Source organism: Mixta hanseatica, from assembly GCF_023517775.1.
Lineage (GTDB): Bacteria > Pseudomonadota > Gammaproteobacteria > Enterobacterales > Enterobacteriaceae > Mixta > Mixta hanseatica.
The window spans coordinates 3,421,083-3,435,896 of record NZ_CP082904.1 but is presented as its reverse complement, the minus strand read 5'-3'; the positions used below and the strand labels follow the sequence as shown (position 1 = coordinate 3,435,896).

Here is a 14,814-nt window from a genome sequence, read left to right as displayed (position 1 = left end):
ATCTTTACAGGTTGCCAGGAGAGGTTATGGTTGCGGTAAGAAGCGCACATTTGAATACGGCGGGTGAGTTCGCGCTCGATGAATGGATCACCAGTTTGGGGATCGTTAACCCGCAATCAAGTGAACGACTGGCCGATACCTGGCGCTACTGTGAGGCCGTAACCCAGGCGCATCCCGATCAGGCTTTGCTGCTGTGGCGCGGCATCGAGATGGTCGAAATCCTGTCGATGCTGAGCATGGACAACGATACGCTGCGCGCTGCGCTGGTTTTCCCGCTGGCAGATGCCGACGTGGTGTCGGAAGAGAAGCTGGAAGAGACCTTCGGCAAAGCGATCGTGTCGCTGGTGCATGGCGTGCGCGATATGGATGCGATTCGCCAGCTGAAAGCGATCCATAACGATTCAATGGCTTCCGAGCAGGTGGATAACGTACGCCGCATGCTGCTGGCGATGGTGGAAGATTTCCGCTGCGTGGTAATCAAGCTGGCCGAGCGTATCGCCCATCTGCGTGAAATGAAGGATGCGCCGGAAGATGAGCGCGTGCTGGCGGCGAAAGAGTGTACCAACATCTACGCCCCGTTGGCCAACCGTCTCGGCATCGGGCAACTTAAGTGGGAGCTGGAAGATTTCTGCTTCCGCTATCTTCATCCTGACGAATATAAACGTATCGCTAAGCTGCTGCATGAGCGCCGTATCGACCGCGAGCAGTATATCGAGACCTTTGTCGAAAGCCTGCGCACCGAAATGACGCGCGAAGGCGTAAAGGCGGAGGTTTACGGCCGCCCCAAACATATCTACAGCATCTGGCGCAAGATGCAGAAAAAGTCGCTGGCGTTTGACGAACTGTTTGACGTGCGCGCAGTGCGCATTGTCGCCGAGCGTCTGCAGGATTGTTACGGCGCGCTGGGGATTGTGCATACGCTGTATCGTCATCTGCCGGATGAGTTTGATGACTACGTGGCTAACCCGAAACCAAACGGCTATCAATCGATTCATACCGTGGTGCTCGGCCCCGGCGGCAAAACGGTCGAAATACAGATCCGCACCCGTCAGATGCATGAAGACGCCGAGCTGGGGGTGGCCGCCCACTGGAAATATAAAGAGGGTTCCGGCGGTCAGGCGCGCGGCGCACATGGCCATGAGGAACGTATCGCCTGGCTGCGTAAATTGATCGCCTGGCAGGAAGAGATGGCGGATACCGGCGAGCTGCTGGAAGAGGTGCGCAGTCAGGTATTCGACGATCGCGTGTATGTGTTTACGCCGAAGGGCGACGTGGTCGATCTGCCGGCGGGTTCGACACCGCTGGATTTCGCCTATCATATTCACAGCGATATCGGACATCGCTGCATCGGCGCCAAGATTGGCGGCCGTATCGTGCCCTTTACCTATCAGCTGCAGATGGGCGATCAGATTGAAATCATCACGCAAAAACAGCCTAACCCAAGCCGCGATTGGCTCAACCCTAATCTCGGCTATGTCACTACCAGCCGTGGGCGTTCCAAAATTCATGCCTGGTTCCGCAAGCAGGATCGCGATAAGAATATCGTGGCCGGCCGTCAGATTCTGGATAACGAGCTGAATCAGCTGGATATCAGCCTGAAAGAGGCGGAGAAGCTGCTGCTGCCGCGCTATAACGTCGGCACGCTGGATGAATTACTGGCGGCGATCGGCGGCGGTGATATTCGCCTGAATCAGATGGTTAATTTCCTGCAGGCGAAGCTGAATAAGCCGAGCGCGGAAGAGGAAGACCGTGAGGCGCTGCGCCAGCTGACGCAGAAAACCCATACGCCGCAGCGCTCCGGGAAAGAGAGCGGCCGCGTGGTGGTGGAGGGCGTGGGTAATCTGATGCACCATATCGCCCGCTGCTGTCAGCCGATTCCGGGTGATGATATCGTCGGCTTTATTACGCAGGGGCGGGGGATTTCCATTCACCGCGCCGACTGCGATCAGTTGGCGGAGCTGATGTCGCACGCGCCGGAGCGCATCGTCGATGCGGTGTGGGGCGAAAGCTATTCCAGCGGTTATTCGCTGGTGGTGCGCGTAACCGCCAACGATCGCAGCGGGCTGCTGCGTGATATCACCACCATTCTCGCCAACGAGAAGGTGAACGTGCTGGGCGTATCCAGCCGCAGCGATACGCGTAAACAGCTGGCAACCATTGATATGGATATCGAGATTTATAATCAGCAGGTGCTGGGACGCGTGCTGGCGCGCCTTAATCAGGTTCCCGACATCATCGACGCCCGACGTCTGCATTAATCATCCGGCATGCCGCGCTGTTGCGGTATGCCGGTCCCGCTTCCTGATATTAAGGTTTTACTATGACTGCTCTTGATCGTCTGCTGACTATTATGCAGACCCTGCGCGATCCGCAGCACGGCTGCCCATGGGATCGTCAGCAAACTTACGCCACCATCGCCCCTTATACGCTGGAAGAGACCTATGAGGTGATCGACGCCATTCAGCGCGAAGATTACGAGGATCTGCGCGGCGAGCTGGGCGATCTGCTGTTTCAGGTGGTCTTTTATGCCCAGATGGCGCGTGAAGAGGGGCGTTTTACCTTCGATGATATTTGTCATGGCATAGCCGATAAGCTGGAGCGCCGTCATCCCCATATTTTTGCCGACGCGCAGGTAAAGGATAGCGCCGAGGTGCTGCATAACTGGGAACAGATTAAGCAGCAGGAGCGGGCAGAGAAAGCGCAGCATTCGGCGCTGGATGATATTCCGCAGGCGCTGCCGGCGCTGATGCGCGCGCAAAAAATACAAAAGCGCTGTCGCAGCGTAGGCTTTGACTGGCATTCGTTAGGCCCGGTAGTTGATAAAGTGCATGAAGAGATCGATGAGGTCATGCACGAAGCGCAGCAGGCGGTGGTGGATGAGGCGAAGCTGGAAGAAGAGGTCGGCGATCTGCTGTTCGCGACCGTGAATCTGGCGCGTCATCTCGGCACAAAAGCGGAGACCGCGCTGCAAAAAGCCAATGTGAAATTTGAGCGTCGTTTTCGTCAGGTCGAACAGATTATCGCGGCGCAGGGCATGAGCATGAGCGACGCCTCGCTGGAGCAGATGGAATCCGCCTGGCAGCAGGTAAAAGCGGGTGAGAAAGCGCTTTAGCTTACTCGTTTCAGCTTTTGGCGAAAAATGTCGGCGCATCATGACTCAAATCAACCCTTGCGGCGCCTTACCCGGTTAAGGTAGGCCGTCATCAGGTATGGCGACGGCGGCAATGATCAATTGTGGCTGAAGGGCGAATCCGGTATACTGTTTTCCCGTCCTGGTTATTCCACCGTCTTTAAACCTCAACTCTCAGGTTCAGCATGACAACGAACTATATTTTTGTGACCGGCGGGGTCGTATCCTCTCTGGGTAAAGGCATTGCCGCAGCCTCCCTCGCAGCCATTCTCGAGGCGCGTGGCCTGAACGTGACCATCATGAAGCTGGACCCGTACATCAACGTGGATCCGGGTACCATGAGCCCGACGCAGCACGGTGAGGTATTTGTTACCGACGACGGCGCCGAAACCGATCTCGATTTAGGTCACTATGAACGCTTTATCCGCACTCGGATGACGCGTCGCAATAACTTTACCACTGGCCGCATCTATTCTGAGGTGCTGCGCAAAGAGCGCCGCGGTGATTATCTTGGCGCTACCATCCAGGTTATTCCGCATATCACTAATGCTATCAAAGAGCGCATTATCGAAGGCGGCGAAGGCCACGACGTGGTGCTGGTGGAAATCGGCGGTACCGTCGGCGATATCGAATCGCTGCCTTTCCTGGAAGCTATCCGTCAGATGGCGGTGGATGTCGGCCGCGAACATACCCTTTATATGCACCTGACGTTAGTGCCTTATATGGCCGCGGCGGGTGAAGTCAAAACCAAGCCGACTCAGCACTCCGTTAAAGAGTTGCTCTCTATTGGTATCCAGCCTGACGTGCTGATCTGCCGTTCCGATCGCGCCGTACCGGCCAACGAACGCGCAAAAATCGCGCTGTTCTGTAACGTGCCGGAAAAAGCGGTTATCTCGCTAAAAGACGTTGATTCCATTTATAAGATTCCTGGCCTGTTGAAATCACAGGGGTTGGACGATTATATTTGTAAACGATTCAGCCTGAACGTGCCGGAAGCTAACCTCTCTGAATGGGAGCAGGTGATTTACGAAGAATCTAATCCGGGCGGTGAAGTGACCATCGGCATGGTCGGCAAATATGTCGAACTGCCGGATGCCTATAAATCCGTGATTGAAGCGCTGAAGCATGGCGGCCTGAAAAACCGCGTCACGGTTAACATCAAGCTGATCGATTCACAGGATGTGGAATCACGCGGCGTTGAAGTGCTGAAAGGTCTGGATGCGATTCTGGTGCCGGGCGGCTTTGGTCCGCGCGGTATCGAAGGCAAAATTCTCACCGCTCAGTATGCGCGTGAAAACAATATTCCTTATCTGGGCATCTGCCTGGGTATGCAGGTTGCGCTGATGGAATTCGCTCGTAACGTTGCGGGTATGGCTGATGCCAACTCAACGGAATTTGTGCCAGACTGTAAATATCCGGTGGTGGCGTTGATTACCGAATGGCGCGATGAAAACGGTAACGTTGAAGTGCGCAGCGAGCAGAGCGATCTCGGCGGCACCATGCGCCTCGGCAGCCAGCAGTGCCAGCTGACCGAAAATAGCCTGGTGCGCCAGCTGTACGGCTCCGACACTATCGTTGAGCGTCATCGCCACCGCTATGAAGTCAACAATATGCTGTTGAAACCTATCGAAGCGGCGGGTCTGCGTATTGCAGGCCGTTCAGGTGACAATCAGCTGGTTGAGATTATCGAAAACCCGAACCACCCGTGGTTTGTTGCGTGTCAGTTCCACCCGGAATTTACCTCAACGCCCCGCGATGGTCACCCGCTGTTTGCCGGCTTTGTCAAAGCCGCCAGCGAGTACCAGAAGCATCAAGTGAAGTAAGCATTTTTATAACAATGCGCGAACTTTTCGCGCATTGTTTGTCAGAGTTTTAGCTTAACTTGTACTGAGGAAAAACTAATGTCCAAAATCGTTAAAGTCATCGGTCGTGAAATCATCGACTCACGTGGTAACCCGACTGTTGAAGCTGAAGTTCATCTGGAAGGCGGTTTTGTAGGTATGGCTGCCGCGCCGTCAGGGGCTTCTACCGGCTCTCGTGAAGCACTGGAACTGCGTGACGGCGACAAGTCTCGTTTCCTGGGTAAAGGCGTGACCAAAGCAGTGGCTGCCGTTAACGGCCCGATTGCTGAAGCCATCCTGGGTAAAGATGCAAAAGATCAGGCGAACATCGACAAGATCATGATCGATCTGGACGGTACCGAAAACAAATCTAACTTCGGTGCTAACGCGATTCTGGCCGTTTCTCTGGCAAGCGCCAAAGCTGCTGCCGCAGCGAAAGGCATGCCGCTGTATGAGCACATTGCTGAACTGAACGGTACGCCGGGCAAATTCTCTATGCCGCTGCCGATGATGAACATCATCAATGGCGGTGAGCACGCCGACAACAACGTCGACATCCAGGAATTCATGATCCAGCCGGTTGGCGCTTCCAGCGTGAAAGAAGCGATCCGCATGGGTTCTGAAGTGTTCCATCACCTGGCGAAAGTGCTGAAAGCGAAAGGCATGAACACTGCGGTGGGTGACGAAGGCGGCTATGCGCCGAACCTGGGCTCCAACGCCGAAGCGCTGGCGGTTATCGCTGAAGCGGTAAAAGCAGCAGGCTACGAGCTGGGTAAAGACATTACTCTGGCGATGGACTGTGCGGCATCTGAGTTCTACAAAGATGGCAAATACGTTCTGGCCGGCGAAGGCAATAAAGCGTTCACCTCTGAAGAGTTCACCCACTTCCTGTCCGATCTGACCAAACAGTACCCGATCGTTTCTATCGAAGACGGTCTGGACGAATCTGACTGGGAAGGCTTTGCTTACCAGACTAAAGTGCTGGGCAACAAAATCCAGCTGGTGGGCGACGACCTGTTCGTCACCAACACCAAGATTCTGAAAGAAGGTATTGAGAAAGGCATCGCTAACTCCATCCTGATCAAATTCAACCAGATCGGCTCTCTGAGCGAAACGCTGGCTGCAATCAAGATGGCGAAAGATGCAGGCTACACTGCCGTTATCTCTCACCGTTCTGGCGAAACTGAAGATGCCACCATCGCTGACCTGGCGGTAGGTACTGCGGCTGGCCAGATCAAAACCGGTTCTATGAGCCGTTCTGACCGCGTAGCTAAATACAACCAGCTGATTCGTATCGAAGAAGCGCTGGGTTCTAAAGCACCGTTCAACGGTCTGAAAGAAGTGAAAGGTCAATAATCAACCTTTCCTGGGCCGCGTCTGAACGATGCGGCCTACGTATTATCTGAAAAGCCCCGTCTTGTTACGGGGCTTTTTTATTATACTGTTGATAATGAGTCACTTACCCTGTAAAAGCCGGTTTCCAGAACTGTCTGATTTGGCTTAACTCAGGGTTAATTACTGATAAAAATATGTAAACCTTACGTCATTAATTGTAATGAGACGGAAGGTTCAAAATGAAATATCGCGCTGATATTGACGGTCTTCGCGCACTTGCCGTGCTGCCTGTGATCGCCTATCACCTGGGCGTGTCCGGGATACCCGGTGGTTTTACCGGGGTTGATATCTTTTTCGTGATATCTGGCTACCTGATTTGCGGCATTATTTACCAGAGCGCCATGAAGGGTGAATTTTCTTATCTGGAATTCTATAAGCGCCGCTGCTTACGCATTTTGCCGCCGCTGTTTGTTGTACTGATCGCCACATTGCTGTTTGGCTATCATAATCTGCTGCCGGCGCAGTTTACTGAACTGGGCAATAGCGCTGTTGCCACCACGCTTTTCTCTTCGAATATCTTCTTTTGGCAGCAAACCGGCTACTTCGCCGGACCGGCGGAGCTAAAACCGCTGCTGCATACCTGGTCGCTGGCGGTTGAAGAACAGTTCTATATTCTGTTCCCGATTGTGCTGCTGTTTGCCGTACGCTGGTTCCGTCATCGCGTAACCCAGGTGATGCTGGCCATTATTGCGGTTTCCTTCCTGCTGAGCGTTGTCGGCGTGCTGAAAAAGCCGGACTTCACTTTCTATATGTTGCCTACGCGCGCATGGGAACTGGCAATCGGCGGGCTTATCGCGGTTTCCACGCTGGAAGCGCGTATGGCAGCGGTGCGTCAGGAGATTAAGCACCTGATGAGCCTGGCCGGTCTGGGCCTGATTTTGTTTGGCTTTTTCTGGCTCAGCACCAGCAAGCCATTTCCTTCGTGGAACGCGCTCTGGCCCTGTGTGGGAAGTTTCCTGCTGATCCTGGCGGGCCGGGAAGCGGTGGTAAACCGCATTCTGGCGCTGAAGCCGGTGGTGTATGTCGGCATGATCTCTTACTGCCTCTATCTCTGGCACTGGCCGCTTATCGTTTACAGCAAAATGTTCCTGAATATGAGCGAAGGCATGCGCGATCTGCTGGTGCTGGCGCTGACTTTCGCCCTGGCGATTGCTTCCCGTTATCTCATTGAAATTCCTTTCCGTTACAAACTATCGAACCTGAACCCGGCGATGGTCTCCGCCTTCTCGGTCGTAGGCCTGGTGATTATCGCCTCAGCCACGCTGTATAAAAGTCATGTCAGCAATGAGTCCGGTAAGTTTTCCGATCAGGCGCTGGCGGTGGCGAAATTCTCGCAGTATCGCGGTACCGAAGAGTACTTTTATCAGTTCCGTTTAGGGAAATGTTTTATCGATGGCAACAATGAGGCGAAAGGGCACTACGACCGTGATTTCTGCCTGAAAACCTCCGCCACGGAAAAAAATTATCTGCTGGTCGGCGACAGCCACGGCGCGCATCTTCGGCGTGCGCTTAGCCTGGCGGCAGGTGAGAGCGTTAATCTAATGCAGGCGACATCCGCAGGATGTAAACCGGTGGCGCACCAGTCGATTAATAATAAATGCAGTGAGCTGATGGATTATGTCTATCAACAGTGGCTGCCGAAACATAAAGTAGATGGCATCATCATCTCAGCTCGCTGGCTGCCGGAAGATATTGCGCCGCTGAAAGCGACGCTGGAGGCGCTGAAAAAAGTCACCAACAATATTACGGTGATGGGGCCGACCATCGAGTATGCCGAGGCGCTGCCCGATCTGCTGGCCTATCAGGAAAACGGGCGGAAAGATTTGGTCACCAGCTCTCTTAATCACAATATTAAAGGGATCGATCTGCGCATGCAGCAGGCGGTAGCCGAAGAGAAGGTGGGCTATATCTCGGTTTACAATATCATGTGCCCGAATGATGTTTGCCATGCGCTGGCGTCAAACGGTCAGCCGAGCGCGTTCGATTATGGTCACTTTACGCTAAGCGGCGCGAATGATGTTGCGCGCCAGGCGATGGTGAAAATGCACCACGATAAATTCATGTAACCCTCTGTGCCGCCCGGCTCGCAGCCGGGCGGCTTGTTTTCTTCAGTTTGTGCCTTTTCTGCCCGCGACATTTGGCGTCACTCCCTTCATCTGCCATAATCTGCGCCCTTATTTCTCCTGACGTGAGTGTGTAATGCAGTACCCGATTAATGAAATGTTCCAGACGTTGCAGGGCGAAGGTTTTTATACCGGCGTTCCGGCAATTTTTATCCGCTTGCAAGGATGCCCGGTTGGCTGCAGCTGGTGCGATACCAAACATACGTGGGATAAGCTGGCCGATCGGGAAACCTCGCTGGGCGACATCCTGGTGAAAACGGTGGAAAGCGATGCCTGGGGCGCCGCCGATGCCGATGCTTTACTGCAAACTATCCACCAGCAGCAGTGGACTGCCCGCCATGTAGTGATTACCGGCGGCGAGCCGTGCATCCATGATTTGACCCCGCTAACGGATGCGTTGCAGCAGGCAGGTTTTAGCTGTCAGATAGAGACCAGCGGTACGCATCCGGTGCGTTGCACGGCGCAAACCTGGGTGACGGTATCGCCTAAAGTTAATATGCGCGGGGGATATGACGTGCTGGATCAGGCGCTGGTGCGGGCTGATGAGATCAAACATCCGGTGGCGCGTCAGCGTGATATCGAGGCGTTAGATCAGCTGCTGGCGCGCATAGCGGATGACAAAGCGCGCATTATTGCGCTGCAGCCAATCAGTCAGAAAGAGGATGCGACCCGTCTCTGCATCGCCACCTGCATTGCCCGTAACTGGCGCCTTTCGATGCAGACACATAAATATCTCAATATTGCCTGATTAACGCCCTTGCCTGCGGGTGGTACACTTCTGTTTTTGGAATGACCACACCAGAGGAAGGGTTATGCATCATCTGCCGCTTAATCAAAATATCTCCGGCTGGCTTAGCCAGCATCCGCAGCCGCCTATTTTCCCGGCGTTAACCGCGACGATCGATGCTGATTGGGTGGTGATTGGCGCCGGCTATGCCGGACTGGCTTTCGCCCGGCGGCTGGCGCAGTTAAAGCCCGCCTGGAAAATCGCGGTGCTGGAGGCCGGCACCGCTTATGACAGTGCATCCGGCAGGAACTCTGGTTTTATCATCGGTCTGCCGCACAATATCGGCAGCTCAACCGCCGAGCTAAAACAAGCCCATGCTTATCGCCAATTGTTGCAGGCGGGGATGCAACGATTAAAGGGACTGGTGGATGAGCATCGCATCGAATGCGGATGGGAAGCCGCCGGAAAATATCACTGTCAGGTGGCGGCCGGACAGGAAAAGATTCTACGGCACTACTGCGCCAGCCTGGAGCAGATGGCGGAAGATTATCAGCTGCTGGATAGCGACGCCTTACAGGAGAAGCTGGGCACCCGCTTTTATCACAAGGCGATCTTTACGCCGGATACGGTGCTGGTGAATCCGGCCCTGCTGATTGCCGGCCTGGCCGCTACGCTGCCTGAAAATGTCTCGCTCTGGTATCACAGTCCGGCGCTGGCGATCGATTATCATCAGGGCGTGACGGTTTATACTGCTACGGGCGCGGTGCGGGCGCCAAAAGCGATGCTGGCGACCAATGCCTTATCGGGCCATCTGCTGCCCGGCCTGCGTCGACAGGCGGCAATGGCAACTTTCGCCAGCCTGACGCCGCCGCTTACCGATCGGCAACTGGCCCGGCTGCCGAAAATGGCTAGCTGGGGATTGACGCCAGTGAATGCCATTGCCGGCGCCACGCTACGCTTTACCGAAGATCGCCGTTTCCTTATCCGCCAGCATGTGATCCCGGCGCTGCGTGGCACCGTTAGCGCACGTCAGACACAGCGGGCGGCCCGCCTGCATCATCAGCTGTTTCGCAAAGTTTATCCGCAGCTTGAAGAGGTGACGTTTAGCCACTGCTGGTCGGGAACCATTAGCGTGACGCGTAACGGCGCGCCGCAGTGGGGTAAAATAAATAACGCTTTATATACGGCTGGCGGTTGTAACGGGGCGGGGATCTCAAAACAGACCATTGCCGGCGAGCTGCTGGCGGATTATGCCGTGGGGCAGGATAATCCGCTGCTGGCAGAGATGCAGGCGCTGGGCAAAGCGAACTGGCTTCCCCCATCGCCTGTACTGGATATTGCTATTAACGGCGCGTTACAGAAAGAACGCTGGCTGGGCAAGAAAGAGCGTTAAGCACGCTTACTCGCCGCGGTATACGCAGCCGGCGGTGCAGGTTTCTTTGATCATCACTGCGCTAAGCAGCGGTACGACCGGTTTCATCTGTTGCCAAATCCACTGCGCCAGCACTTCGCTGGTAGGATTTTCCAGACCGGGGATATCGTTCAGATAATAGTGATCGAGACGATCGTATACCGGTTTAAAAGCGGCCTTCAGCTCGGCGAAATCCATAATCCAGCCGGTATAAGGGTCGACATCGCCGGTGATTTCAAGACGCACCAGGAATGAGTGACCGTGCAAGCGTCCACACTTATGGCCTTCAGGCACGTGCGGCAGACGGTGAGCGGCTTCGAACTGGAAATCTTTAAAAAGCGTGGTTGCCATAATCGGTATCTCAGTTGTTGCAAAAACCGCCGAAGTCTACCGGAAAAACAGATTTTTCGCACCCGTTTCCCCTGTTACCGCCATTTTTGCCCATGCTCATTAAATACTCGCTAGCTAACCCGCTGATAAATAGGATTTTTTAAAAGAAGCTAAAGCGTTAAGCGTTATCGGAAAAAGTGTTTAGGCGTTTTGGTTATTTATTATTTCTAACCCTTATTTACCGGTTAATATGCGACTCGGTAACCTCTACCCTATCTTCCGTCTCTGAACGGTTTGGCTCCACTGATACTGGAATTATCAAGGCAATGACGACTCAGGCACCCCCAGGTTCTTTGCTCCCGCTCGATCCGGAGCAGCTCGCCCGCTTGCAGGCGGCGACTCATGATTTATCAACGACGCAGCTGGCATGGATTTCCGGCTATTTCTGGGGGGTGGTAAACCAGTCGCCCGGTGCTGTTGCCGTTTCACAGAATGCGCCCGCGCCTGCCGCTGAGGCGCCGGCCATTACGCTGCTTTCCGCTTCGCAAACCGGTAATGCGCGCCGGGTGGCGGAACAGCTGCGTGACGATCTACTGGCCGCTAAGCTGAATGTAAAGCTGGTTAACGCCGGCGACTATAAATTCAAACAGATCGCCCAGGAGAAACTGCTGCTGGTGGTGACCTCAACGCAGGGCGAGGGCGATCCGCCGGAAGAGGCGGTCGCGCTACATAAGTACCTGATGTCGAAAAAAGCGCCGAAGCTGCCGGAGACCGCCTTCGCGGTGTTTGGCCTGGGCGATACCTCCTATGAGTTTTTCAGCAAGGCGGGGAAAGATTTCGACAGCCGCCTGGCGGAACTGGGGGCGGAGCGGCTGCTCGATCGCGTTGATGCCGACGTAGAGTTTGCTGCCGACGCAGAAAAATGGCGCAAGGAAATTGTGGCGCTGCTGCAAAAACGCGTACCGGCTGAGACGCCAGCGCAGGCCGCCGCTACCGCCACCGGCACCTTTAATGAAGTGTTCACCACGCCTTATACGCGTGACGAACCGCTGGTGGCAACGCTTGCGGTTAACCAGAAGATTACCGGCCGCGCCTCTGATAAAGATGTGCGCCATATCGAAATTGATTTAGGCGATGCCGGGCTGCGCTATCAGCCGGGCGACGCGCTTGGCGTCTGGTATGAGAACGATCCGGCGCTGGTGAAAGAGCTGACTGAACTGCTGTGGCTGCGCGGCGATGAAACGGTTGAGGTGAAAGGGCAAAGCCTGCCGCTTTCCCAGGCGCTGCAGCAACATTTTGAGCTGACGGTGAACACGCCGCAAATCGTTGAGCAGTACGCCAAACTGGTGCGCAACGAGAAGCTGCTGGCGCTGGTGGCGGATAAGGCCCAGCTGCAACACTATGCGCAAACCGTCCCGATTGTGGATATGGCGCGTCAGGCACCCGGCGAACTGAATCCGGAGCAGCTATTATCGCTGTTGCGTCCGTTAACGCCGCGTCTCTATTCCATCGCCTCTTCCCAGGCCGAGACGGAAAACGAAGTGCATATTACCGTCGGTGCGGTGCGTTATGAGATTGACGGTCGTCCGCGCGCGGGCGGCGCCTCCAGCTATCTGGCCGACAGGCTGGAAGATGAGGGCGAAGTGCGGGTATTTATTGAGCATAACGATAATTTCCGTCTGCCTGCGAACCCGGATGCGCCGGTGATTATGATCGGGCCGGGCACCGGCATCGCGCCGTTCCGCGCTTTCATGCAGCAGCGTGAGAACGACGGCGCCGGCGGCAAGAACTGGCTGTTCTTCGGTAATCCGCATTTCACCGAAGATTTCCTTTATCAGGTGGAATGGCAGCGCTATGTAAAAGAGGGGCTGCTGACCAATATCGATTTAGCCTGGTCGCGTGATCAACAGCATAAAATATACGTACAGGACAAAATCCGCGAGAAAGGCGCGGAAGTGTGGCGCTGGTTGCAGGAAGGCGCGCACATTTATGTCTGCGGCGACGCCAACCGTATGGCGAAAGACGTTGAGCAGGCGTTACTGGAAGTGGTAGCCGAACAGGGCGCAATGGACCTTGAATCGGCTGATGAATTTTTAAGTGAGCTGCGCATTGAGCGCCGTTATCAGCGAGATGTTTACTAATGAGTGAAAAACACCCTGGACCGCTGGTCGTCGAAGGAAAACTCTCCGATGCGGAGCGCATGAAAAAAGAGAGCAATTTTCTGCGCGGGACGATTGCTGAAGACTTGAACAATGGCCTGACCGGCGGCTTCAGCGGCGATAACTTTCTGCTGATCCGCTTTCACGGCATGTATCAGCAGGATGACCGCGATATTCGCGCCGAACGCGCCGAGCAGAAGCTGGAGCCGCGTCATGCGATGATGCTACGCTGCCGTCTGCCGGGCGGCATCATTACGCCGAAGCAGTGGCTGGCGATTGAGAAATTCGCCACAGAAAATACCCTGTACGGCAGCGTACGCCTGACCAACCGTCAAACGTTCCAGTTCCACGGCATCCTGAAAAAGAATGTTAAACCGGCACATCAGATGCTGCACGAAGTGGGGCTGGATGCGATCGGCACCGCCAACGATATGAACCGCAACGTGCTGTGCAGCTCTAACCCGGTCGAGTCTGAACTGCATCAGGAAGCGTACGAGTGGGCGAAGAAAATTTCCGAGCATCTGCTGCCGCGTACCCGCGCCTATGCCGAGATCTGGCTGGATGAGAAAAAGGTCGCCACCACCGAAGAGGAGCCGATCCTCAGCGCCACCTATCTGCCGCGTAAGTTTAAAACCACGGTGGTAGTGCCGCCGCATAATGATGTGGATCTGCACGCTAACGATCTGAACTTTGTCGCCATTGCCGAGAACGGCAAGCTGGTAGGCTTTAACCTGCTGGTGGGCGGCGGTTTGTCGATTGAGCATGGCAATAAGGAAACCTACGCCCGCACCGCCAGCGAGTTTGGTTATCTGCCGCTGGATAAAACGCTGGCGGTCGCCGAAGCGGTGGTCACCACCCAGCGTGACTGGGGCAACCGTACCAATCGTAAGAACGCCAAGACCAAATATACCCTTGAGCGCGTCGGCGTAGAGACTTTTAAAGCGGAAGTGGAACGACGCGCCGGCATCACCTTTGAGCCGATCCGTCCGTATGAATTCACCACGCGCGGCGACCGCTTTGGCTGGGTGAAGGGGATTGATGATAAATGGCATCTGACGCTGTTTATTGAGAACGGCCGTCTGCTGGACTATCCGGGGCGCCCGTTGAAAAGCGGCGTGGCGGAGATCGCCAAAATTCATCAGGGCGATTTCCGTCTGACCGCCAATCAGAATCTGATTGTGGCGGGCGTACCGGAAAGCGAAAAGGCGCGGATCGAAGAGATCGCCCGTTCACATGCGCTGATGGAAAATGTCACCGCGCAGCGTGAAAACTCGATGGCCTGCGTGGCGTTCCCAACCTGTCCGCTGGCAATGGCGGAAGCGGAGCGTTTCCTGCCTGCTTTTGTAACCCGCGTGGAAGAGATCATGTCAACGCACGGCGTCGGCAACGAGCATATCGTATTGCGCGTAACCGGCTGTCCGAACGGCTGCGGCCGTGCGATGCTGGCGGAGGTGGGTCTGGTAGGCAAAGCGCCGGGACGCTATAACCTGCATCTTGGCGGTAACCGCAGCGGCACGCGTATTCCGCGTATGTACCGTGAAAATATCACCGAAGATGAGATTCTGACGCATATCGACGAACTGGTTGGCCGTTGGGCGCAAGAGCGCACCCCGGGCGAAGGCTTCGGCGACTTCACCATTCGCGCCGGCGTGGTAAAACCGGTGGTCGATCCAGCCCGGGATTTCTGGGAATAACGGA

10 protein-coding genes are annotated in these 14,814 nt (G+C 55.2%); 9 read left to right on the top strand and 1 reads right to left on the bottom strand.

Features of this window, described 5'->3' with window-relative positions:
* Window positions 1-26: 26 nt before the first annotated feature.
* The 7 genes from relA (at window position 27) to K6958_RS16350 (ending at window position 10,609) form a co-directional block, all read left to right on the top strand.
* Window positions 27-2,258 carry a GTP diphosphokinase gene (gene relA / locus K6958_RS16380; RefSeq protein ID WP_249892100.1) on the top strand — a complete coding sequence of 744 codons (2,232 nt, stop codon included), beginning with the start codon at window positions 27-29 and terminating at the stop codon, window positions 2,256-2,258.
* 62 nt (window positions 2,259-2,320) lie between these two features.
* Window positions 2,321-3,112 (top strand): nucleoside triphosphate pyrophosphohydrolase, encoded by a 792-nt coding sequence (gene mazG / locus K6958_RS16375; protein ID WP_249892099.1) that lies wholly within the window; start codon window positions 2,321-2,323, stop codon window positions 3,110-3,112.
* Window positions 3,113-3,315: 203 nt separating this feature from the next.
* Window positions 3,316-4,953: a glutamine hydrolyzing CTP synthase gene (pyrG, locus tag K6958_RS16370; protein ID WP_249892098.1), complete on the top strand. Its 1,638-nt coding sequence runs from the start codon at window positions 3,316-3,318 to the stop codon at window positions 4,951-4,953.
* A gap of 78 nt (window positions 4,954-5,031) precedes the next feature.
* Window positions 5,032-6,327: a phosphopyruvate hydratase gene (eno, locus tag K6958_RS16365; protein WP_249892097.1), complete on the top strand. Its 1,296-nt coding sequence runs from the start codon at window positions 5,032-5,034 to the stop codon at window positions 6,325-6,327.
* A 218-nt stretch (window positions 6,328-6,545) separates the two neighbouring features.
* Entirely contained in the window at window positions 6,546-8,432 is a 1,887-nt protein-coding gene (locus K6958_RS16360) for an acyltransferase family protein (RefSeq protein ID WP_249892096.1), read from the top strand.
* Between the two features lie 133 nt (window positions 8,433-8,565).
* A complete protein-coding gene (gene queE / locus K6958_RS16355; protein WP_249892095.1) occupies window positions 8,566-9,237 on the top strand; it encodes a 7-carboxy-7-deazaguanine synthase QueE in 672 nt (223 codons plus the stop codon).
* 64 nt (window positions 9,238-9,301) lie between these two features.
* Window positions 9,302-10,609 carry an NAD(P)/FAD-dependent oxidoreductase gene (locus tag K6958_RS16350; protein WP_249892094.1) on the top strand — a complete coding sequence of 436 codons (1,308 nt, stop codon included), beginning with the start codon at window positions 9,302-9,304 and terminating at the stop codon, window positions 10,607-10,609.
* 6 nt (window positions 10,610-10,615) lie between these two features.
* Here K6958_RS16350 and queD read toward each other — a convergent pair whose 3' ends face one another.
* Window positions 10,616-10,978, bottom strand: a complete 363-nt coding sequence (gene queD / locus K6958_RS16345) for a 6-carboxytetrahydropterin synthase QueD (RefSeq protein WP_249892093.1) — start codon at window positions 10,976-10,978, stop codon at window positions 10,616-10,618.
* Between the two features lie 305 nt (window positions 10,979-11,283).
* Here queD and cysJ point away from each other — a divergent pair, with 305 nt between their 5' ends.
* Both cysJ and cysI read left to right on the top strand, forming a co-directional pair.
* Window positions 11,284-13,098, top strand: a complete 1,815-nt coding sequence (cysJ, locus tag K6958_RS16340; protein WP_249892092.1) for an NADPH-dependent assimilatory sulfite reductase flavoprotein subunit — start codon at window positions 11,284-11,286, stop codon at window positions 13,096-13,098.
* Entirely contained in the window at window positions 13,098-14,810 is a 1,713-nt protein-coding gene (gene cysI / locus K6958_RS16335) for an assimilatory sulfite reductase (NADPH) hemoprotein subunit (protein WP_249892091.1), read from the top strand. Before cysJ ends, cysI begins: the two co-directional genes overlap by 1 nt.
* Window positions 14,811-14,814: the final 4 nt, after the last annotated feature.

Coding starts and splice junctions, on each gene's coding strand:
- relA (WP_249892100.1), top strand. CDS start 27: ATGGTTGCGGTAAGAAGCGCACATTTGAATACGGCGGGTGAGTTCGCG.
- cysI (WP_249892091.1), top strand. CDS start 13,098: ATGAGTGAAAAACACCCTGGACCGCTGGTCGTCGAAGGAAAACTCTCC.
- eno (WP_249892097.1), top strand. CDS start 5,032: ATGTCCAAAATCGTTAAAGTCATCGGTCGTGAAATCATCGACTCACGT.
- K6958_RS16360 (WP_249892096.1), top strand. CDS start 6,546: ATGAAATATCGCGCTGATATTGACGGTCTTCGCGCACTTGCCGTGCTG.
- pyrG (WP_249892098.1), top strand. CDS start 3,316: ATGACAACGAACTATATTTTTGTGACCGGCGGGGTCGTATCCTCTCTG.
- mazG (WP_249892099.1), top strand. CDS start 2,321: ATGACTGCTCTTGATCGTCTGCTGACTATTATGCAGACCCTGCGCGAT.
- queE (WP_249892095.1), top strand. CDS start 8,566: ATGCAGTACCCGATTAATGAAATGTTCCAGACGTTGCAGGGCGAAGGT.
- queD (WP_249892093.1), bottom strand. CDS start 10,978: ATGGCAACCACGCTTTTTAAAGATTTCCAGTTCGAAGCCGCTCACCGT.
- K6958_RS16350 (WP_249892094.1), top strand. CDS start 9,302: ATGCATCATCTGCCGCTTAATCAAAATATCTCCGGCTGGCTTAGCCAG.
- cysJ (WP_249892092.1), top strand. CDS start 11,284: ATGACGACTCAGGCACCCCCAGGTTCTTTGCTCCCGCTCGATCCGGAG.